This window comes from Moritella yayanosii (assembly GCF_900465055.1).
In the GTDB taxonomy this organism is placed as follows: Bacteria; Pseudomonadota; Gammaproteobacteria; order Enterobacterales; family Moritellaceae; genus Moritella; species Moritella yayanosii.
Genome location: NZ_LS483250.1, coordinates 539,455 through 560,356, shown reverse-complemented (window position 1 = coordinate 560,356; position 20,902 = coordinate 539,455). Strand labels below are relative to the sequence as shown.

Below are 20,902 nucleotides of genomic sequence, written 5' to 3'. Positions count from 1 at the left end.
TTAGGCAAGAAATTGTCATCTACGAGTGAGAAACGTTATCATTAAATCAATAAACTATTGGAATATATATACTAAATAATAAAACTGCATTTACACTTCTTAGTATATAATTACCCGTGTTCCACGACACTAACGTTTTTGTTTCCTCATAACTTTAACTATCCAAATGTTGAATTTTAGTCATTAATAATTAATAGCTAAAGTACTCACCGCTTATTTATAAACACAATGACGGCAATCATTACCACAACAGCGAGCTCGTTTTAAGTGATACCACTCACTAAACACATAACGGCCATCTTCAATGGTAAAATCGATGTTTTCAACTAATTCTGTTTGATGACGATATGGTTCTGCCAGTGCAAGACGCGCTTTGGGTGAACCAGCCGCATCAAGCTGTTTATTGATTTCGACACCGATGACCTTGGCTAAACATGCTTTACACAAACAATCACTCAACGTACCTAATGGCATAATGGCGGGTAAATCTTGACACCAACAACCACCCTGCTCTATTGCCGAGGCAACGCCACAACCAAATTCCGCTTGGCATTCTGAACATTGCTTAGCCACAGGAACTAGCTCTCTAACTAAAATTGGCTCTACATTCTCTTCAATTTTCACACTTGTTTCATCAACAATTGATTTCGTCATACTTTCAATTTTCAAGTTATACATTCTCACTTTTGTTTGCGTACTGCTGTTGCCATGCTTCGATAATAGCAACTAGTTGATCTAAACCGAGCGCTGATTAAAAATATACACAGCAATATCAGCTTGAATATCAGAAAATCCCAATACTAAATCAGGTTTTAAATCGAGGAGCTTATCTATCTTTGCCGAAGTAAATGCTGATACTTTCAGATGCGCTTGTCGCGCGTGCGGAGGACGAACAGTATAGCCTGAAATACCGGCATCCGTTTCAGGTAATAGTCCTTCATTTTATTTAATCCGCAATTTGATTCTATTTGCGAAAGTATATCTTGTTTAGTCGAAACTGAATACCCAGCAATTATAAGGTTATAGCACCTTTAAAGGCCCATCACATAACCAAATGCAATAAAGCCAGCTACCACAGCCATAATCGGTAATTTCAGTGTGCGCAGTGCAAAGAAACCAACGATAACCGCGGCCATATCAACCGGACCAACAATCGCAGAGATAAATACCGGTTGGTATAACGCTGACATCAGTAGACCAACGACCGCCGCATTAATACCCCATACCGCACCCGCTACTTTCGGTTTAGCCGCGAGCGACTCCCACGCACTATGGAAACCCAGTACTAATAAGAAACCCGGTAAGAAGATAGCAACCGTGGCAATTAACGCGCCCATCAATGGTGAATTAACCAACAAATCAGCACCTAAGAATGCAGATAACGAGAACATAGGACCCGGTACAGCTTGCGCTGCGGCATAACCTAATAGGAAACGGTCCGTATCAATCGCATCACCTAACGCTTGTTGCAGCATAGGTAATACTACATGACCGCCACCAAATACTAAGCTACCCGATTGGTAGAAATCAGCAAACAGTGTTAACCATGTAGGTGAATTGGTTAATAACGGTAAACCCGCAAACAATACGGCGAAAATCACTAATGGTAAGTAATTAACCCCGCCTTTCACTGTAGACATAAGTGTGACTTCGCTTGGTTTTTTCAGCTGCATGCCAATCACTGCTGCAGCGATAAGCACCAGCATTTGCGTTAACAAACTTGGCACCATCAACAATACCGCAGCCGTTGCCACACAGATAGTGATCGTACTGCGCTCTTTACAGAAACCTTTGTACATATTTAGCGTCGCATCAGCAACAACCACAACCGCTAATAATTTTAATCCGTGGGTAATATTCACTAACCATGCCGCATCTTGTATCGCGTTGGTTGTTGCCAGGATATAAAGCAATAACACCGAAGGGAATGTAAATGCGATAAACGCGGTAAAACCACCGACAACACCGGCGCGACGTAAACCGATGGCAAAACCAATCTGGCTCGAACCCGGACCTGGTAAAAACTGACTTAATGAGATTAATCTTGCATAGCTTTCGGTATCTATCCACTTTAGTTTTTGAACGAATGTTTTCTCGAAATAACCGATATGTGCAGCGGGGCCACCAAAGCTGATCCACCCCAATGTAAAAAACTGCCAAAATACCTCTAAAACTAGCTTCATTACTTTGCCTTCTCTAGTTGTTATGCGCTGTAAATTTACGCCCTGTTATTATATTTCAGTTTTATTGCAGTTATATGACAAAAACGAAGGTTTGTAGCAGGTCTCATCAGGATGCGCTTCATAACTCAGCGCCATTCTGGCGACGATATCAGCAGGCACATTATGCATACTGGTGAACTGACCACGACAATGAATGATGTGCGGCGTTATATCATAGCTTGCAGCAATGTCTAACAATGCAGTTAACTCCCATAGACGAATACTGGTATTACTGACAATCACAGATTTGCCTTGGCTTAGTGCGTTACGCATGTTTTGCTGGCAAAACTCATGAGCACGTTTTATTTTACGTCCGTCATAGCAATACTGACCTTGCTTGTTGATGAAATAATGGTCGGCTTCACAGTGCACGGCATCCGGAATCGATTGCATATAATGCTGGGCGAGTGTCGATTTACCCGAACCCGGGATCCCGCGGATAATAAGCAAACAAGGAAAATCGGATTGTAATGAGAGTATTGGCAGAGATACTGGCATAAAGGCGGTGATAACAACGTGTAAAGTATGAAGCGTGTAAGTATAAGGCTTCATTTTCTGCATGCAATATTAATTTTCACTAGCCTATGCGGCTATTTGACGAACAACAGTGACGCTCATAACCCGTTACCTGATTAAGTCTTTAATCGAACAATAGAATTAGTATTTATGTAAAAAAACCAGAGCTTAGTGATAACCTTGGTTTTTTTGTTTAATTTTTGTTTAACTTTTTATTTAAATTGCTCGGAACTATTCCAATTATTTAATAACCAATACATAATCTATTCAGTAATGTGTATTTTTCATTACCTCTAATAAAATCAATCCAACCAATAAGTGACATCATGAATATTAAATTAATATCAGGCGTGGTAATCGCCGGACTAGCAGTAAGCTATGTTGGCGGTAAGCTTTACATGACCGACAAAGTAGAAAAACAACTTGATGCCAAGATCATCGAAATGCAGCCAATGCTTGATGTTAAATATGGCGATCTCAGTGTTGAACCTATCACCCAAAGAATCCAACTGCATAACGTAGTACTGACCCCGGCTGATGGCAGTGGTCACCCGATCACCATCAATGAAATTACAGTGAATGAACTAGATACGTCATCGGAATTCCCAACTGCATTAGATTTTGTACTAAGCGGGATCTCACTGAATATTGATGATATTGAACCACAAACAGCAGATAAGCTTAAAGCACTCGGCTACAACGATGATCTGCTTATCAGCTTATCAACAAAATATACTTACGTTGATAACGTGATGGATTGGCAGTTTGGTTTAAGCGCACAAGATATGGGTAAAATGGAATACTCGCTTAATATCGCTAACTTCGAATTTGATCCTAAACAGCCCTTAACGCTATTATTTTCTTACCCGAACTATCAACTTAATTCGGCTGAATTTACTTATACTGATCAATCACTTGTTAAGCGTATGATGAAACAAGAAGCGGAAAATTCGGCGATAAGTGTTGAAGAATTAAAACAGCGTTTATCAGATAAAATAAACGCAATGTTAGCGGCTGATCTTGAAACAAGTCATGAATTGAGTGATGCAGAAGTGAACGTTGCAAAAAATGCAGCTGCAGCGTTTATTAAATTTATTAACGATCCGCAAAGTATCACTATTTCGATTAATCCAGAACAAGCAGTGACATTAGGTGAGATCACCCAAGCTCAACATGATCCAGCTAAGTTAATCGCCTTACTTAACATGGCATTTAAAGCCTAATATTTAAAATATTAGATTGGTATATACCCAAGTTACTTCAAGATGCTATATCAGAGACGAGCAGGGATATCAGAATAAGGCGCAATATGTAGATAATGGTTATTCCATTTTCAAATATTGCAACGCAGTGCTGTTATTTCTGCTCGCCTCCCGTGGGGCAAGCCGAACGAAGGCATCTTGAAGTAGCTTGGGTATAATAATACAACTTATGTCAGCTAGTTTACATCATGCTAATCACATAGTTGTGGTAAAATAGCATCAGCTTCAAAATCAAAATCTTCTTTTACCAAGTCATTCGCACATAATTGTTCTCGAACTTGACTCAAACCATTACGAATAATTTGTCGGACTCGTTCGCGGGAAATATCCATCAATTCTGCAATTGCTTGTAAACTCATCGGATCTTGGCCTTTAAAACCAAAGCGTAAACGAATGATATTCTGGCTGCGCACCGGTAAATATTCTAATAAAGCATCCATATACTCGTAATAATCGCATTTTTCATAACGAATATCCGGCTGGCAATCAACCGCTGCAGCAACCAAGTCTTTTAACGTCGCTAATAAATTATCACCACTGCGTATCTCTTTATCCAGCGACCCTTCATTGAAATAGTGACCCAATATATTCAAAACTTTACGGGGCGAAATCTTTAACTCTTGTGCGATCTTAGTAATACCTTCGTTGGTATCAACATCGAGACCGAGCTCAGAAGACGCTTTCAGTATCTGTTTATAAACACGGGTAACATGAATGGGGATCCGGATCGTGCGAGAGTGATTCATAATATACTGTTCGATGTTATTCCTTATCCACCAAACTGCATAGGTTGAAAATCGACAGCCACGTGCGGGGTCGAATTTATCGACGGCATGCATTAAACCCGTATTACCTTCTTGAATGATCTCGTCCCAACCAAGTGAGTAATTTTGGTATTTCTTTGCCACCATCAGCACCAACCTAAGATTAGATTGGATCATCGTATCTCGTGCAGCTTTATCTCCATTGGCTGCAGCAACCGCTGTATCGTATTCTTCCTGTTTAGACAATAACTTGCTAAACCGCTGTAATTCATCGAAATACACATCAAGTGCGCTGCTATTAATATTATTCATTAATCATCCCTGTTTATGAGCTATTGCTATACTAGCACAGTAATATGACAGGTAGTCCGGTTTATTATGGTTACTATCATTAAATAAAAAATCAAAACAGAAAGTTAGCCTAGCAGGGGTACACTTAAAGAAATAATCTAAAATAAAAGCATCAAGGCGTTCTATTTAACGACATTAATTACATGAGATGGCGCGAGGGGGACGACATGGCATTTCCATCAAACGTTGCAGCTCCTCTTGAATGCACTGAAGGTTATTAGCTAACGTGAGTGACAATATTTTTTGCACCCAATCAGGGATGTCAGGATTAATGTGATAATACACCCACTGCCCCTGTCGTTGATCAATAACAAGTTTTTTTTGACGTAACAGAGCGAGATGGCGCGATATCTTTGGTTGGCTTTGTGCTAATGCGTGTGTTAACTCACACACGCATAATTCCGTTTCATGCAGGATCAACAATAGGCTTTTCAATCTAGTGTCATCCGCTAAGCACTTGTAAAATTGGAGTAAATCCATAATTAACTTCATTTAGAGGTATATTAAGCCACTCTATATAAACCTCGTTTAACTGTCAAACAGTTCTAACCTGGGCGGCCATCCACTCGTGCTTTAAACAACATTGGCGCATAATGATATGCAAACAATCCAAACGCAATTAACCAGAATACGATGCTCAAATTGATGAAAGTAATATAATACTGCATCCAAAATATCGGGCCTATCACGCGTATAATTGCCGCGATAAAAATACTCAAGAAGCCCCAAAACATCGCTTTCGGTTGTTGCAGCTTACGACCTGTATGACCCAGTGAAACTCGAGATATCATCGCTAAAATTAATCCACCCATGCCACCAACAGTAATTAAATGCCACAAATGACTAACAAATGGGACCTCAATAAAGTAACTCATGCCCACAGTGAATAGTCCCACCCAGATGAAAAATATAGCACCATGAATAGACCATAATAGGGGTACACCCAAGGTAATCCAAGGTTTCCAGCGGAACCAACGTATTGCTTGGCAACCACCAGAGAGCAGAAATAAAGACCCAAATACAAATGCTGGCACAGTAAATAAGGGCTGAAGCAATAACAATGCGGTAATGAGGGCAAGACTACCTGTCGCCAATTTTTCTAACCAAGGCAAGGGTAATACTTTTGCAGTTTTAGTGCCGTTGGCGGTAAACATAGGAACCACACGACCGGCCATCACCGACATTAAAACGGCCATCAAGGTTACCGAAGCATAAGCCGCTTGGCTAACTGTAATATTCACTAATCCTAATTTAGCCAAATGCATTTCGATGTTGGCAACCGTAAATAAAACTAATAACGGGACAAAAAATAAATTTCGATACTGTTTAATTTTAAACAAAGGTTTGCCTAAAATATAAGCAACAGCAGGAAGAAAACTTAAATCAATCAATATGATAACGTAATCATTGAGTAGTGTTGGCAACAGTAAGACAACACGTCCTGCCAGCCAAAGTAGAAATAAACCAAGTAAAGACGCCCCAGAAACACCCCGTATCCCGGTCCAATTTTGAATCGCCGTTAACAAGAAACCGGCAACGATAGCGCAACCAAAACCAAATAACATTTCATGAATATGCCACCATAGTCCACCGCCATAAGGTTGGAATGTGATATAACCCGATAACATCGCCCCCCACAATACTAACGCGACCATGCTAAACAAAGCACCAGCTAAGAAGAATGGGCGGAAGCCAAGACGTAACACAGGGAGGATTTGTTGTTCCTCAGCTAAGTCTGTAATTTGCATTGATTTAACCTTTTGAATAATGATTAGTATTCAGTATATAAGGTAAAAGATGGTCTGTAATTGACAAAAGGCAAATGGACGACCAAATTCACGTACATAAGCGCCCATAGCAGCACAAGGTGCCAATCACCGCTTCTTTGGCAAAAATACCAGTGATAATACCGACTGTTGCCTGCCAGTTATCGGCCTAGATATGAAGATACATCTTGAAGTAACTTGGATATATATATACAGCTCAGTATATTGAATAATATGCGAGCTGCATCTATTTATTGTGATGGGTATAATGACTGCTGACTAAGCATTCTCACCAATGAAACCACCGGTTTGATGGGCCCAAAGTTGGGCATAGATGCCGTTTTTCGCAAGCAGCTCTTGGTGTGAACCCTGCTCTACTACACGACCTTCATCGAGAATAATTAAACGATCCATTGCCGCTATCGTTGATAGTCGATGCGCAATCGCAATCACGGTTTTACCATCCATTAGTTCATTTAAATTCTCTTGAATGGCCGATTCAACTTCAGAATCTAACGCTGAAGTCGCTTCATCTAATACCAGAATTGGTGCATCTTTTAATAATACCCGCGAAATGGCAATACGTTGACGTTGACCACCCGACAATTTAACCCCACGTTCACCCACTTGCGCATCATAACCCTTGTTACCAAAGGTGTCCGTCAAGGTACTAATGAACTCATGGGCACAGGCTTGCTTAGTCGCTTGCAGTAACTGTGCTTCGCTAGCATCAGGATTGCCATACATAATATTTTCGCGAATGGTACGATGTAATAATGAGGTATCTTGTGTCACCATCCCAATTTGACCGCGTAAACTGTCTTGCTGGACATCACTGATATTTTGACCATCAATTTTAATTGATCCCGATTCCACATCATGAAAGCGCATCAACAAGTTAACCAAGGTCGATTTACCCGCCCCAGAGCGACCAACTAGACCGACTTTTTCACCCGGTTTAATCTTCAGATTTAACTTCTCTATCACCCCAGATGATTCGCCATAATGGAAACTGATGTTATCAAATTCGATTTCACCTGCTGATACAATCAGCCGTTTAGCATTAGGTTTATCTTCAATTTCGATCGGTTTGGCTAAGGTATTCATACCATCGATCACTGTGCCCATATTTTCAAACAGACCACCAATTTCCCACATGATCCACTTCGACATACTGTTTAGACGTAACGCCAAGCTGATCGCAACCGCAATAATACCGACACTTAAACTTGCGTCTAACCACAGCATGATCGACATCGCTGCAACACCAAATAATAATAAGTAATTTAATAACTCGACACAGAAAGTGAACCCCGTAACCAAACGCATCTGTTTATGTACCGTCACCAGGAATTCATCCATGCCTTCTTCGGCATACACCATTTCGCGAGCGTTATGCGAGAACAACTTAACCGTAGTGATGTTGGTATAACTATCCACTAACCGGCCTGTCATCATTGAACGGGCATTGGCTTGTTCTGTCGAGATCTTCTTAAGCTTCGGCACAAAGTATAACTGGATAGCAATAAAACCAATTAACCACGCTAGCATCGGCAGCATCAAGCGCATGTCTGCTTGCCCGATCATGACTAACATCGCCATAAAATACACTGCGATATAGACCAATACATCCAGTAACTTCATCACTGTTTCACGTACCGACAAGGCAGTTTGCATTACTTTGGTGGCAATACGTCCGGCAAAGTCACTTTGGAAAAAAGACACACTTTGGCGTAATAAATAGCGGTGTGCTAACCACCGAATAGACATAGGGTAATTACCCAACAATGTCTGATGCATGATCAGCGAATGCAATAGTACCAGTAATGGCATAAACACTAATACCAGTATACTAAGCCCAATCAAGTTAGTACGTTCTTCTGCCATGAAGTTTGCTGGCTCATGCGTTGATAACCAATCCACCAATTGACCCATAAAGCCAAATAACGATACTTCTAAAATGGCGATCATCGCGCTTAATATTGCCATCGCTAATAAAGGTGATTCAAAACCTCGGGTATAATAACGACAGAAAGCGACGAGATCTTGCGGCGGCTGTTCTGGCTGATGCTTGGGGAACGCCAAAGACCATTTTTCAAAAAACTTAAACATAAATAATAATTATCTGAGCAAATTAAAGACCCCGCTATGGTACTACGTAATTGATAAAGTTCGTAGTCTGCACAAGCAGATCAACCAAATTACATCGGAATTTAAATTGGTCACAACGAAAAAACACAGGTGTAAATATTTGTTTACATTATTTATCTAATATTTTACGCCAAGTCTATTGCGCGAGACCATATAAAATAAGTAAACTCGCCACATCTTAAAGATTTATGCATATTTAAGGTGAATATTGTAAACATAAGTTTACACATTTTCAATCGTGATCCGTAATGGAATGTTTTATGACTGTGAATAAAATAGTAGGTAGTACCCTTATTATTGCTGGCACCGCTCTTGGTGGTGGTATGTTAGCTTTACCCCTTGCATCCGCAGGTTTAGGTTTCTATCCCTCCGCATTTTTGATCATCACTAACTGGGCGTTAATGACGTATACCGCGTTACTTATGTTAGAGATACACCAACATGCAGAGCATGATGCAACGCTTAACTCACTGGCTAAAAATTTATTGGGTAAACCCGGTCAATATCTCGCAACGTTTGCTTCTTTTTTCTTATTCTATGCGCTTTGTGCTGCATATATCGCTGGTGGTGGTTCGCAATTAACTAACAAGATTAATGATTTCATGAGTTTAGAATTAACGCCTCAGGTCGGTGCGATATTACTGACAATCATAGTGGCGACAGTTGTATCTATTGGTACGCACTCTGTGGATATCGTAAATCGGGTATTGTTTAGCGTGAAAATTGTGGTCTTAGCACTGACACTAAGCCTGTTATTTCCACACGTTAAATCGATTAATTTATTAGAAATGCCAGTACAGCAAGGTTTACTACTCTCTGCGTTACCGGTTATTTTTACATCATTTGGTTTTCACGGCAGTATCCCCTCAATCGTCCGCTATGTGGGTATTGATATTAAAACACTGAAAAAAGTGATGGTCTGCGGTGCATCTGCGCCACTGGTTATCTACTTGTTATGGCAAGTCGCTACGCAAGGTGTATTAAGCCAGGCGGAGTTAATGGCAAATAACTCGCTCACTAGCTTTATTGCATCACTCAGCGATGTATTACAACAGCCGCACGTGAGCCAGTCTGTCTCTGTGTTTGCCGATCTTGCTTTAGCAACGTCATTCTTAGGTGTGAGCTTAGGTTTGTTTGATTTGTTATCAGGCATGATGAAACGCACTAACACTGGTCTTAATAACAGCAATGCCAGCGTCGCTAATGATAGCTCTCGCACAGACGGTAAAGCACACCGTTTAAAAACAGCGCTTGTCACATTTTTACCTCCACTGGCTTTTGCGCTGTTTTATCCGCAAGGATTTATTACGGCGTTGGGTTATGCCGCTATTGCACTGGTTATTTTAGCAATATTCTTGCCTGTTGCTATGGTTTCTAAGCAACGTAAAGCACAAGCCAGTGGTTATATAGTTAGCGGTGGTAATGTGAGTTTAGTACTTGCCAGCTTAATGGGTTGCGTGATCATCGCATCGCAGTTTTTACAAATGGCGAACGTGATCCCTGCAGTTGGTTAAAACCATTCTGAATAAGTAATATCAAACCGCCCAGCAAGATGTTTTTGTTGTGCGGTTTACGTTTAAAACTTGAAATGTAACCGTAGGCCGGTGTTATCCATGCCACTATTACGGTCGCTACAAAAGTCCCCATGTGATACGTGATCCCAAAACAGGGCAATTGCAATCTGTTTTTCCACTTTATAACCGAGCTCAAGAGACTCTCTGAATAACCACCAGCACCCTAATGTTGTCAGTCCATCACCGTCCTCTACCACGCCACTATTACCATTATGCACTGTCATGCCAAGACCCAAACTAGCAAAGATAGATGCTGTAATATCAAAGTCCCACATAAAACCAGCATAAATAAAACTGGTATCGCCAATCGTATTAATGGTGGTACCTATAAAAGGTTTAGGTTCACCGAGTGCACTCAGCAATTTTGGAGGTTGAAAATGTATTTCCATATTTACATCAGTGCCGTTTTCTTCTCTAGACGCGATTGGGCCAATATTATGCGCTAATATACCGACACGAAATTCAGCGATAAACGGTAAACGTGTTTCAGGATCATCCATTTCTGATGCCGCATTCACCGAATTAACAGTGATCAATAATATTAAACACAGTAAGCCGAACCGACAAGTCATCATCGATATATTCACCACATTGTTTAAAACAAACCATTATCACAATATTAATCATAGCTCGTTGCGTAAATTTTACTTATTTATGCCCCAGTGATATCAATGGTCACTTTATTCACACTCACCTCGAGAAAAATTTAAATTAAGGATATCTACAGACACATAAAAGCCCCACGGTCATGTCATTAATACATCACCGCAGGGCTTATGCTTTTTAAAAGTTATTGTTTTTATACACGTAATAGTATAGCTATTTCTGCTTCCACCGTCCTGGTGAAGATTCAATAAACTGACCTTTTACTGTCATCGACATGGCTTTTTTAGCCGCGCGTGCAGCAACAGATTTAACCGTAATATTATGCTTTGTAGCAAGTCCTTGATATTTAGCTTTACGCTTATTATTAACCGTTTTAACTAACGTATTCACTTCGTTACTTGGCTTTACAGCGCCAAGATAACCGTTAACTTGCTCACCGACTAATCCTGCTTGTTTCGCGTCTTGTAGGTTCATCGCCTGTACCGAAAATGACATCGCGATTAAAATAATCAAGGCTGAAAAAATTCTTCTCATTGTAATCTCCATTTCACTAGAATAACTCATCATCGCTAAATACATCATCTAGCTCTTTATCTATTTTCACTTTAATCTCGTGATCAATCTTTACATTTAAATTAATCACAATCGGTTTATCGGGAACAGCAAGCTGTATTGTTGGCGTACAACCTGCGATAAGTACAAGTAAACTTGCACTAAATAACAGTGCTTTCATCTTTATATCCTTATGGGTGATTCATTTTATCAAGCGCATCATACAGCGCATCATTAATTCTTAAACTACGAAATAGCTGCAATACATTTTCTTCATGGGAATAATTAAATTCAATTGGCCGCGCCACACTCGGGTTATGCCCTTTGATATTAATTGTTAATTTGGTGTCTCCGCTGGGCTTATAATCAATATCACTGTGTAACGAATCATAATGTAAGTTTTCTAACAGTTCCAAAGCATAGCGTAATTGTGGCTGAGTTAATTTTAACTGATCTATCGTGACATTGTTCTTTATTTGGATCACCCCACCTGCACCTTGCTGCTCTATTGACCCATCGGTTATTGATATCGCAGCACCCTGCACAATAAAAGGTAAATCAGCTTTTAATAAGCCAGTCACTTTCACACCCGGAACGTTATATAATTCAAGTACCTCAGGTAAAGATAGATTGCGAACCTGTAACTGACCAACAATATGATCAAAATCAGTAATTAACAACGGCGATACCGAAATAGTGCCAGAGAAAGCCTTTGCAGATGCATTATCAACCATCACTTGTAGCTTTTCATCCGCAAATGATACCAAACCAGAGAAATTAATGTCAGTGGCGACAGGTCCCATGTCAACGGATGAAATGTCACTATTAATATTACATTTCGCATTTAACGACGTGGCTAAATCAGGTTTATTCGCAACAATGCTACACGTCCATGCAGCAGTTATATCTGTGGCCGTGATCTTATTAAAAGTACTGTACTCGGCAGTGAGTCCACCCGACATACTTGCCGATAGATACCTTTGTGGCTCATTTAACATTACTTGGTAATCAAGTCTGTTTGTCACTCGTGCAGGCAAATTTAGTCCGACTGGTAAAGGGTATTTATCCATGATTAAAGACGGGATGCTTTGTTCTGGAAAGAGTACATAACCAAACAGCTTATTTACAGTCACTTTATTTGACGTCTTTTGATTTGACGACATTTTATGTGAAGACAAGTCGCTCGAATTTAGGTTGGCTAGCGCCATGGTATTTTCAGTTTTTAATACCACATCATCTAACTGCCAATCAGAACTTATATTTATAGCTTTAGCGCTAAAACGCCCCTGATGCTGCGCCGTTAATCTTTCTATCTTATAGTCACGTTGATAGCGGTTGTTGAACAACGCTGTTGAGAAAGTAAAGTCAAACGGTTGTACCTCGCCCTTGTCGATATTCACGGTCATCGGTGCGAGTAAAGCCATCTGAATATTCTCGCTGGATATATCCATGTAATTAAATTTCTGCGCCGTGAATGCGGCTTCATTAATAGTGACTGTAATATTCATTGCTGACTCGGTCGGATTGACGTCGATATGCCCTTGCGAGTTTAGTTGTACTGGTACATAAATATCACTGACATAATGACTGTTGGTGATCACCGCGAACGACCAATCACCCTGCCAAGATTGCGGGGTTAACTGTAATGTATGCACCTTTACAACCACACTATTTTTAGCTGTTTCATCCAGCATTTGCACTTTCATACCGAGCTGCTTTGCTTGTACTTGCCAGCGTTGAATATCACGTTCCTGTATTGAAAGCTGTAAAGATAAAGGTAACTCAGGTGTAATAACGATAGGTGCTAATGTTGGTGACGCTTCTTTGTTAAACGATTGACAAGCCGTGTTGTCTATATTGAATAGCTGAGTATAAGATGCACATGTATCTGCGGTAAGATTGATTGGGTCTATATGCGCGATGTTTAAATTAACATGCTCAGGTAACCAATCGATACCCTCAAGCACGAGTACGGTATCGACAGTAACATCTGCATTGGCAATCATGACTTGCTGGTTATGACTCATTCCAAGGTTACTGAATGACAATTTGACGGCCACATTATCTATCAACTGTGGATTGAACCTTGTTTCAAGCGTTGCAGAACCTACTATAGCGGTGCTCAGATCGGGCAACAGCTTATTCACAATGGTGCTGATGTTGGTTAAATCTGTGGTTAATTGCACTTTAATGAACGCTTGGTTATCCGCACTATCAACATTAATATCGACATTGTTGCTATCAACATTCTGATTCTCGACAATATAGTTTAACTTAGCTTCTAACAGGTTTCGTCCGGCCAGCCACACTGAAAACCCAAACTCAGGAACACCCGCCATATATTTAAAGTCGATGTCTTTGATGGCAATCGACTTCAAGTCCAAAGCCTTGAAGTCTATTACTTGAAAAACGTGGGTCTTGAAGTGAAGTTGCTCTAAATTAAACTTAGGTAAACTACTGCCCTGCACTGTTATGTTGGCAATATGAAGATCGGGTATCCAATTCGGTAATTCTGGCAAGGTAAGCGGCGTGAGGTCAGATTGCGTTGCCGCTTGATCGGTTTGGCCTTGCGTAGTTTTTTCAAACTGTAAGTAATCGACATGCAACACAAGCTGTTCAAGAGTGACATTCTTGATAAACAAAGGTTGCTGTAAGTCAAATTGAACCGCGAGTCCATTTAACGTCGCGACTTTTACACCGTAAGGGGCTGCGAAATGGTTAGTGACGCTAACGATAATACGTTCACGATATACCAAGGTGACAGCGACACTTAATAGCATCAGAATTAGCAGGCTTAAGCTCCAGGTTCTGAATTTATTCGATGATATTGTTGTTGTTTTATTGGTGTTGTTCGACGCCGACATTGAAGTGCTGACCTTTACGAGTGTAATTTCCTATCCTGAACTACAAACATTGTGAAATCAAGGGATAGAAGCGTGTAAACTGTAACACTATTTTTGATACTACTTATTATAAGAAAAGTTAATGGCAAAACCGAATAAAAAAGGTCCCACTCAAACAGTTGAGATCTCATGCAGTAAATGTAAAACACAGCTGTTTAAGTACCGTAAGGGCGGTAAAGGCAGTCTGGTTAAATGTTTTAAAGAGCGTATCGTCACAGACTACTGTGAAACGCCTTGCACTTGCCCTAAATGTGGACAAATCTTTGCAAGAGACATGCTAATCAGAGGCACGCCAGCTTACAAAATGATCGGTGGTAAAGTGACAATGAAGTAATGTGTTTATACCTGTGTTCAATGAAAATACAGGGTTATTCTATATCCATGGTTTAGTCAGTTTTCATCATGACATTCAATTTATCCAATCTGTTTTAGTCATGCCATTATCCTTATTGCGATCGTCTTTCGGCAAAACTTTGGTGAGTAAAATCGTCAAAGGAACCGTGTATATTTGTGTGCACAGTCACCCGATAAATTTGCTGGTGTGGTATCATACTATATTTGAAGCTACTGATATCTGTGGTTAATTTAGCGCTTAAAACTATTTAATAACAAATTGCTGAACCGAGTCACAGAAAAGTGAAATGGATAATCTTTCCCATCGACAGCAACTCAATACGAGTTAGCCGCAGAACCAAAAATCAAGGATTGAACAGTGAAAAAGCTTAAAAAACAGACTGTACATATTGTATCGGAAAATACTGCATGGGCAGAATTGGTCGTAGCCAGTCTTGCCACCACCTTTGAATGCTACTCATTTATTATAGAAACGTCAGTTGAAAGCCTATGGGGATTTAATCCGGACACCATTATTGTGTTCGATAAATCGACGCTTGGAAACCCGTCATCATTGTGTATTTCTCCCATTGAGCGAGGCGGAAAGTGGCTGCTCGTCAATGGAGGTCCAATTGATGAACAAAGTATTACAGGCACTATTGCGCTTGGTTTTTCTGGCTTAATCACCACCTATTACACCTTAGAAATGCTGCCAAGAGCGCTACGAGCAATTGCATCTGGGCAGTTATGGTTCAGCCGAGAAGCCATGTCAAAAACGCTACAACATTTACTAAGTTCGGCGGAGTCATCGCACCATTCTATCGATGTATTAGGGGCAAAGTACACCCTTTCTAACCGAGAACAACAAGTTTTTTTACATCTTTTGCATGGTAAAAGTAATAAAGATATTGCGATACAACTGCACCTCAGCCCCAGCACAGTCAAGTGCCATGTTTCTAGCATTTTATTAAAAACAGGTAAGCATAGCCGATGTCAAATAGGTATGCTCCTTATCGATAATGATGTTGACGAGCCCCTTACCACACCATGCATCAACTGAGGCTCACTGCGCAAGTCGCTTAACTAGGCCGAAATTAGTTATATATTAGCCGGATAATTGGCCAAGTGGGCGATACTAAACTACGCGATTAAACGTTATATTTAGCTCAGTTGTTAATAACAAGGAGCATAATATGAAACTTTTAATAAGTAGTATCGCGATCGCATTACTTTTTTCTGCAGGCGCAAGTGCAGGCAATGTATCAACCGAACCACGATTTGATGGTGAAACTCAGTTTAATATAAACCTTACCGGCGAAGTTCCCCAACGTTGCCGTATGATTACCAAACAAGATCTCTCCATTGTTCTAGATGTAAACGACGAGAAAGCAAAAGCGAGTAAATTTAAATTCAAAGCCTGGTGTAACGGTGATAACTCAACCGCAAAATTGGTTGTTGGTGCTAATTCATTTAAAAACGAAAATGGTAGCGTAATTCCACTTAAAATCTCGTTTAATGGCACAAGTAGTATCATTAATGAAATAAATAATGCATCAAGTTCATCAAACTATCATGCAATCGAAATGGACATGAAAGTTAGCAATGACACTAACGGTGACATGGGGGGCAACAACATACTGAAAATAAAACCCGTTGTGAACGGCTATGAACAAGCCGGCGATTATAGCACCAATATGTATGTGGCACTTTATCCTAGATAAGCGTAAATACGCAGTAAATACGCAGTAAATACGCAGTAAATATAGTTATATAAGCAGGGGTGTTGCGCCCCTTATGAGGGATATATGCGATTATTTGCAATCTTGTTAACAGCGCTTTTGCTGCACTCTCCCGCTAGCTATGCTTTTGAACTTTTCCCCATGGTGACGTTTTTTTCAGACCAAGGCAGCAAAAGTGAGCGTTTCTACCAAGTCAGCAATACCTCGGGTCAACCTTTACCCTTAGAAATTTTCGTTAAACAACGCTATATATCGGGCCAAGAATCAGAACAACTGATTGACTCTGATGATTTTTTTGTGTTTCCGCCTCAGGCGCTGATCCAGCCGGGAAAAACGCAAATGGTAAAAGTGAAATATATTGGTGAACCTGCCAAGATTTCAAAATCTTACCGTATCATTTTTAGCCAGTTGCCAATCAAAGATAATGCCACCAAAAACAGCATAAAAATGTTATTCCAGATTGGCGCTTTGGTGTTTGTATCACCTAATCATGTGCAAAATAGCGTCACCGCCAAAATAACCTACCAAGACGGTATACCTTCTCAAATGCAGGTAACAAATCAAGGCACAGGGGTGATCGTTATTCCTAAGCTCTCTTTTTCCGTGACAAGCGACCACGCAAGCCACACATGGAAATGGCAAGACATTAAACACTTATTCAATCGACAATTTCTTGTGCCTGGGGAAATTGCCAGTATTGCCGTGGATAGCTTATTATCTTCACAAGATAACTCAGCCTCGGTGACTATAACGGCGGAATAGATGATAACCGGTGCTTCGCGGCAGTTTACCCTTAAATTTTTATGGGTATTGAGATTGTTACTGGCGTCCTATTATGCGAGTGCCACGACCTTTTCACTGCCCCTCGATATTGACGGATTAGAAGTCGGCACCGTTCCCGTCTCCCTTGATGGATCAGACGTCAATGCAGTTTCACTGCCCGCTCTTAAAGCGCTACTCGGAACCCGGGTAGCTGATTCGGTTTGGCAAGCCTTGTTAGTGACGAATGTAGAGAATAATGTCACCGATGCCATGGTGCCACTTACGACGCTTGCCGAACAAGGGGTCAACCTAATTTTTAGCCCTGCGACGCTGACAATGACAGCAGATATATCAAGCGAGGCATTTGGACAATCTGACGTCGATTTTGGAGAAGGATTTGACCCATTTATACCCTCTGAAAGTGGCACCTTTAGCTGGTTAAACAGTATTAACGTCACTCATAGCCAGAGTTGGCAATCCAACAGCAAAGATAGTTTCTCTTCAGCCGATTGGCTTGCGCAAATGAACTTCGGCGGCGCCAGCGGGATAAACATCACGACAGCCAATTATCTCGAAGTTCCCGACAATGATGCAAATGTGTTGCGTGGTGAGTGGACCGCTTTTTACGATAACCCCAAAGCACCATTTAGATTGTCGATGGGTGATGTTGAATCCGGTTTGGGTTCTGGCTTAGCAGGCCATCTATCAAGTGTGAGCTTAGGTGGTTTGTCAATTAAAAGTGATTATGCCGAGCTACAACCCGAGCGCATAATTGGCCCTAATAACAACCAAGAACTGATCCTTAATGAAAGTGCAGAGATCGAGATCAGTGTCAATGGCCAGGTCATTTTCAGCGGCCACCAAGAGGCGGGACGCTTTAACCTAACCAATTTACCCATGACAAATGGAGCAAATGACATCATAGTGAACGTCTCTTACCTTTCCGGAAAAACAGAGCGGCTTGTTTTTAGCCAATTCTACAACAGTAACTTACTAAACGAAGATATGCTCAATTATGGCCTTACCGTCGGTGTGCCCTCTATTTTTTCCGACCAGGGTATCGAATATCTAGACACTTGGACAGTAGCAGGGTTTGCTGAGTATGGCATGTCATCCTGGTTAACGTTGGGCTGCAACAGCGCAGTAGCCAAATATGGACAGGTACTGGGTACCACAGCAACAATTGGTACGGATTGGGGTAATCTCTCCGGTCGGTTCTCTTTAAGCAACCTTGAAAATACTGACGTAGGTAATATTTTGTCCTTCACCTTTGAAAGTAGCGTATTGGGTGCTGCTGACAATCAAATGCCCAACCTCAGATTAAGCGCTGATTTCTCAAATTCATTTACTTCAACACCCTGGGATGCAGAGGCGTTAGCGACATCATACGATCGCTACTTAGCCAACTATGTCTGGATATTCAATGATCAGTGGGATGCCACGTTATCAGGATCCTATTATAAAGACAGGCAATACGCCGAACAGACTAACGCCACATTGATGTTGAACTGGAAAACGGGCAATTGGAACTTAGGTTCCGGAGTTACCTACCAAGACACCGAGGCCCATAGCGATGCGGAGATCGCATATTTTCTCACCTTTGACTGGCGCAGGACCAATATCGATAATGGGATAAACCTTAGTGCCAATTACAACAGTAATAATAACTACTCCCGCCTTGAGCTCAATCGGACCGGCAACGACAGTGTCGGCAGTGTCGGCTACCGCGCCCAAGCAGAGTATGAAGATGATCGAGAAGGCCAAAATGTCCAGCTCAACTATACCGCCAACAGAATGCGATTACAGGCGGAAGTAGAGCGTAACCAAATGCGAAATAATGACAGTGATGCTTCCTATTCCGCATCAATTCGAGGTCATACTGCCATCGGTCTTGTTGATGGCAAGTTAGGTTGGGGCCGCGCGATAGAAGGCCCTTTTATAGTAACGCATCTTCATCCATCACTGTCCGAACAGGAAGCGCAGTTAGGGACGGGTCAACAAGGTGACTACAAAGCCGCAGCCAACGCGATGATTGGGGGCCTATTGTCGCTCGAAGTGGCTTACGCCAGCAATACCATCGACCTGAACGTGCCCAATGCACCCGTTGGATATGATTGGGGAGAAAGCCGAATAACGATTTCCCCCGGCGCAGCCACAGGTCATTTCATTATGATTGGTTCAGACCGTTCATATACCGCAAAAGGGGTCTTAAAGGATGCGCTTGGTAAGCCGATCGCCTACCTGCAAGGTAAATTTATCGATGACACGTCGAAATTGTCGTTCTTCACTAATAAATCCGGGCGTTTCTACGTGCAAGGCGTAGGACCAGGGAAATACACAGTAACGGTAGCAGATGACAGATACAAGCCGCTATCCGTCGTGATTAAGCAAGTCGATGGCCATTTAATTGAACTTGGCACACTTAACATGAAATGTATCAAGGAGAATTGTGATGAAAACCTTTAACCCAATGCAAGCAAGCTTCGCATTTGTACTGCTAACCGTCGCGTTCTCAAGCGCTGCCTATACACAAGACGAAGAGAACAAGGCCACTTGCAATGGTAATTGGCATATTGAACTTAAAACTAGCTCATCCACCGAAGAACAGAAAGGACGACGAGGCGTCTGGATCCCTGGCACAATTTACCTGGACAGAGCGCTGGCGAAATGTGCCCAAAAAATCGTACTTAAACAACCTCAAGGAGGTACACCGATGCTGCATGGCGTTAGCTCACAACATAGTTACGAATTAAAAAATGGCTCTCGTCAAACACTGCTTATTATAGACAGAAGCGACTATGTGCTGCCGGTGTTCGGTAAACAACAACTGGATTTATGGCTGTATATCCCAGGCGGCAGAGACTTATCCGCAGGAACGTATCAAGGCATACTCAATGCCGAGCTAAGCAGTAATACGGCTAGCAAGGTGCTGCATAAAACTTACACCTTTGACTACCAAGTTAATCCCTATGTTCGGGCCAAGATCATAAACGTAAGCGACAGCTGGATCCAGTCCACAGGTACCTCAGTGCGACTTCACTTAGGGGATTTAACCAAAAAAAATCGCCGCGACTTACCTGTTTATATCGAGAGCAATGGTTTTGTCAGCATGACCGTGGCGTCCTTGAATCATGGAAACCTCGTTAATGTGACAAATAAGCAAAATAAGGTACCTTACCAGCTCCGCTTTCGCGGCCAGCAAGTCGACTTAGCCGATGAAGCAGTATTTGATATAAATAATCGTTCATTTAGAGGACAAAAAATGACCATGTCATTTCAAAACACGGCCAAGCCTTTTGCCCGAGCAGGCCATTATGAGGATGTAGTGACCATAACGTTGTACGCAAAGTAGCACCCTAAATCGGATAGTAGTGTGACATTTGATCGCGACCTTGATTATA

The 20,902-nt window shown here is 41.4% G+C and carries 20 protein-coding genes; 8 read left to right on the top strand and 12 right to left on the bottom strand.

From position 1 onward, the window contains the following. Nucleotides 1-213: 213 nt before the first annotated feature. The 4 genes from MORIYA_RS02535 to MORIYA_RS02520 all read right to left on the bottom strand — a co-directional run bounded on the left by MORIYA_RS02535 (nucleotide 214) and on the right by MORIYA_RS02520 (nucleotide 2,783). Nucleotides 214-654: a DUF5522 domain-containing protein gene (locus MORIYA_RS02535; RefSeq protein WP_232011481.1), complete on the bottom strand. Its 441-nt coding sequence runs from the start codon at nucleotides 652-654 to the stop codon at nucleotides 214-216. Between the two features lie 81 nt (nucleotides 655-735). Further along, nucleotides 736-864 carry a hypothetical protein gene (locus MORIYA_RS21675; protein ID WP_331838547.1) on the bottom strand — a complete coding sequence of 43 codons (129 nt, stop codon included), beginning with the start codon at nucleotides 862-864 and terminating at the stop codon, nucleotides 736-738. A gap of 167 nt (nucleotides 865-1,031) precedes the next feature. Then, entirely contained in the window at nucleotides 1,032-2,183 is a 1,152-nt protein-coding gene (gene chrA / locus MORIYA_RS02525; protein WP_112712437.1) for a chromate efflux transporter, read from the bottom strand. Between the two features lie 48 nt (nucleotides 2,184-2,231). Beyond that, complete coding sequence (locus MORIYA_RS02520) at nucleotides 2,232-2,783, bottom strand: AAA family ATPase (RefSeq protein ID WP_232011480.1); 552 nt, start codon at nucleotides 2,781-2,783, stop codon at nucleotides 2,232-2,234. A 281-nt stretch (nucleotides 2,784-3,064) separates the two neighbouring features. Between MORIYA_RS02520 and MORIYA_RS02515 the strand changes: the two genes are divergently transcribed. Continuing rightward, nucleotides 3,065-3,961 carry a hypothetical protein gene (locus tag MORIYA_RS02515; protein WP_112712435.1) on the top strand — a complete coding sequence of 299 codons (897 nt, stop codon included), beginning with the start codon at nucleotides 3,065-3,067 and terminating at the stop codon, nucleotides 3,959-3,961. A 230-nt stretch (nucleotides 3,962-4,191) separates the two neighbouring features. Here MORIYA_RS02515 and MORIYA_RS02510 read toward each other — a convergent pair whose 3' ends face one another. The 4 genes from MORIYA_RS02510 to MORIYA_RS02490 form a co-directional block, all read right to left on the bottom strand. Beyond that, nucleotides 4,192-5,076, bottom strand: coding sequence for a sigma-70 family RNA polymerase sigma factor (locus MORIYA_RS02510; RefSeq protein WP_112712433.1), 885 nt, complete (start codon nucleotides 5,074-5,076; stop codon nucleotides 4,192-4,194). A 174-nt stretch (nucleotides 5,077-5,250) separates the two neighbouring features. Next, nucleotides 5,251-5,595 carry a metalloregulator ArsR/SmtB family transcription factor gene (locus MORIYA_RS02505; RefSeq protein ID WP_112712431.1) on the bottom strand — a complete coding sequence of 115 codons (345 nt, stop codon included), beginning with the start codon at nucleotides 5,593-5,595 and terminating at the stop codon, nucleotides 5,251-5,253. Nucleotides 5,596-5,660: 65 nt separating this feature from the next. After that, nucleotides 5,661-6,863, bottom strand: coding sequence for an NnrS family protein (locus tag MORIYA_RS02500; protein WP_112712429.1), 1,203 nt, complete (start codon nucleotides 6,861-6,863; stop codon nucleotides 5,661-5,663). Between the two features lie 297 nt (nucleotides 6,864-7,160). After that, the gene (locus MORIYA_RS02490; protein ID WP_112712427.1) at nucleotides 7,161-8,993 is read right to left on the bottom strand and encodes an ABC transporter ATP-binding protein; all 1,833 of its coding nucleotides are present in this window, start codon (nucleotides 8,991-8,993) and stop codon (nucleotides 7,161-7,163) included. 299 nt (nucleotides 8,994-9,292) lie between these two features. On the opposite strand from MORIYA_RS02490, the gene MORIYA_RS02485 reads away from it, so the two are divergent. Further along, a complete protein-coding gene (locus MORIYA_RS02485) occupies nucleotides 9,293-10,546 on the top strand; it encodes an aromatic amino acid transport family protein (RefSeq protein ID WP_112712425.1) in 1,254 nt (417 codons plus the stop codon). A gap of 62 nt (nucleotides 10,547-10,608) precedes the next feature. Here MORIYA_RS02485 and MORIYA_RS02480 read toward each other — a convergent pair whose 3' ends face one another. The 4 genes from MORIYA_RS02480 to MORIYA_RS02465 form a co-directional block, all read right to left on the bottom strand. Then, nucleotides 10,609-11,181: an acyloxyacyl hydrolase gene (locus tag MORIYA_RS02480; RefSeq protein WP_112712423.1), complete on the bottom strand. Its 573-nt coding sequence runs from the start codon at nucleotides 11,179-11,181 to the stop codon at nucleotides 10,609-10,611. Nucleotides 11,182-11,425: 244 nt separating this feature from the next. Beyond that, the gene (locus MORIYA_RS02475) at nucleotides 11,426-11,746 is read right to left on the bottom strand and encodes a YdbL family protein (RefSeq protein WP_112712421.1); all 321 of its coding nucleotides are present in this window, start codon (nucleotides 11,744-11,746) and stop codon (nucleotides 11,426-11,428) included. A gap of 16 nt (nucleotides 11,747-11,762) precedes the next feature. Next, on the bottom strand, nucleotides 11,763-11,945 hold the full coding sequence (locus tag MORIYA_RS02470; protein ID WP_112712419.1) for a YnbE family lipoprotein: 183 nt from the start codon (nucleotides 11,943-11,945) through the stop codon (nucleotides 11,763-11,765). 10 nt (nucleotides 11,946-11,955) lie between these two features. Then, complete coding sequence (locus MORIYA_RS02465; protein WP_112712417.1) at nucleotides 11,956-14,628, bottom strand: intermembrane phospholipid transport protein YdbH family protein; 2,673 nt, start codon at nucleotides 14,626-14,628, stop codon at nucleotides 11,956-11,958. A 121-nt stretch (nucleotides 14,629-14,749) separates the two neighbouring features. On the opposite strand from MORIYA_RS02465, the gene MORIYA_RS02460 reads away from it, so the two are divergent. From MORIYA_RS02460 to MORIYA_RS02435, 6 genes are all read left to right on the top strand, one after another. After that, entirely contained in the window at nucleotides 14,750-15,001 is a 252-nt protein-coding gene (locus MORIYA_RS02460; protein ID WP_112712415.1) for a hypothetical protein, read from the top strand. 378 nt (nucleotides 15,002-15,379) lie between these two features. Then, nucleotides 15,380-16,060: a helix-turn-helix transcriptional regulator gene (locus MORIYA_RS02455; RefSeq protein ID WP_112712413.1), complete on the top strand. Its 681-nt coding sequence runs from the start codon at nucleotides 15,380-15,382 to the stop codon at nucleotides 16,058-16,060. Between the two features lie 133 nt (nucleotides 16,061-16,193). Continuing rightward, nucleotides 16,194-16,721 (top strand): hypothetical protein, encoded by a 528-nt coding sequence (locus MORIYA_RS02450; protein WP_112712411.1) that lies wholly within the window; start codon nucleotides 16,194-16,196, stop codon nucleotides 16,719-16,721. Nucleotides 16,722-16,805: 84 nt separating this feature from the next. Beyond that, nucleotides 16,806-17,501, top strand: a complete 696-nt coding sequence (locus MORIYA_RS02445) for a fimbria/pilus periplasmic chaperone (RefSeq protein ID WP_112712409.1) — start codon at nucleotides 16,806-16,808, stop codon at nucleotides 17,499-17,501. Continuing rightward, entirely contained in the window at nucleotides 17,502-19,967 is a 2,466-nt protein-coding gene (locus MORIYA_RS02440) for a fimbria/pilus outer membrane usher protein (protein ID WP_112712407.1), read from the top strand. Continuing rightward, on the top strand, nucleotides 19,954-20,853 hold the full coding sequence (locus MORIYA_RS02435; RefSeq protein ID WP_112712405.1) for a hypothetical protein: 900 nt from the start codon (nucleotides 19,954-19,956) through the stop codon (nucleotides 20,851-20,853). The genes MORIYA_RS02440 and MORIYA_RS02435 overlap by 14 nt, the downstream gene beginning before the upstream one ends. Nucleotides 20,854-20,902: the final 49 nt, after the last annotated feature.

What these genes read in the sequence shown, in the direction of transcription:
- MORIYA_RS02445 (WP_112712409.1), top strand. Translation starts at nt 16,806, where the DNA reads ATGCGATTATTTGCAATCTTGTTAACAGCGCTTTTGCTGCACTCTCCC.
- MORIYA_RS02520 (WP_232011480.1), bottom strand. Translation starts at nt 2,783, where the DNA reads ATGCAGAAAATGAAGCCTTATACTTACACGCTTCATACTTTACACGTT.
- MORIYA_RS02475 (WP_112712421.1), bottom strand. Translation starts at nt 11,746, where the DNA reads ATGAGAAGAATTTTTTCAGCCTTGATTATTTTAATCGCGATGTCATTT.
- MORIYA_RS02450 (WP_112712411.1), top strand. Translation starts at nt 16,194, where the DNA reads ATGAAACTTTTAATAAGTAGTATCGCGATCGCATTACTTTTTTCTGCA.
- MORIYA_RS02490 (WP_112712427.1), bottom strand. Translation starts at nt 8,993, where the DNA reads ATGTTTAAGTTTTTTGAAAAATGGTCTTTGGCGTTCCCCAAGCATCAG.
- MORIYA_RS02515 (WP_112712435.1), top strand. Translation starts at nt 3,065, where the DNA reads ATGAATATTAAATTAATATCAGGCGTGGTAATCGCCGGACTAGCAGTA.
- MORIYA_RS02505 (WP_112712431.1), bottom strand. Translation starts at nt 5,595, where the DNA reads ATGGATTTACTCCAATTTTACAAGTGCTTAGCGGATGACACTAGATTG.
- MORIYA_RS02460 (WP_112712415.1), top strand. Translation starts at nt 14,750, where the DNA reads ATGGCAAAACCGAATAAAAAAGGTCCCACTCAAACAGTTGAGATCTCA.
- MORIYA_RS02480 (WP_112712423.1), bottom strand. Translation starts at nt 11,181, where the DNA reads ATGATGACTTGTCGGTTCGGCTTACTGTGTTTAATATTATTGATCACT.
- chrA (WP_112712437.1), bottom strand. Translation starts at nt 2,183, where the DNA reads ATGAAGCTAGTTTTAGAGGTATTTTGGCAGTTTTTTACATTGGGGTGG.
- MORIYA_RS02535 (WP_232011481.1), bottom strand. Translation starts at nt 654, where the DNA reads ATGACGAAATCAATTGTTGATGAAACAAGTGTGAAAATTGAAGAGAAT.
- MORIYA_RS02510 (WP_112712433.1), bottom strand. Translation starts at nt 5,076, where the DNA reads ATGAATAATATTAATAGCAGCGCACTTGATGTGTATTTCGATGAATTA.
- MORIYA_RS02435 (WP_112712405.1), top strand. Translation starts at nt 19,954, where the DNA reads ATGAAAACCTTTAACCCAATGCAAGCAAGCTTCGCATTTGTACTGCTA.
- MORIYA_RS02440 (WP_112712407.1), top strand. Translation starts at nt 17,502, where the DNA reads ATGATAACCGGTGCTTCGCGGCAGTTTACCCTTAAATTTTTATGGGTA.
- MORIYA_RS02465 (WP_112712417.1), bottom strand. Translation starts at nt 14,628, where the DNA reads ATGTCGGCGTCGAACAACACCAATAAAACAACAACAATATCATCGAAT.
- MORIYA_RS02485 (WP_112712425.1), top strand. Translation starts at nt 9,293, where the DNA reads ATGACTGTGAATAAAATAGTAGGTAGTACCCTTATTATTGCTGGCACC.
- MORIYA_RS02470 (WP_112712419.1), bottom strand. Translation starts at nt 11,945, where the DNA reads ATGAAAGCACTGTTATTTAGTGCAAGTTTACTTGTACTTATCGCAGGT.
- MORIYA_RS02500 (WP_112712429.1), bottom strand. Translation starts at nt 6,863, where the DNA reads ATGCAAATTACAGACTTAGCTGAGGAACAACAAATCCTCCCTGTGTTA.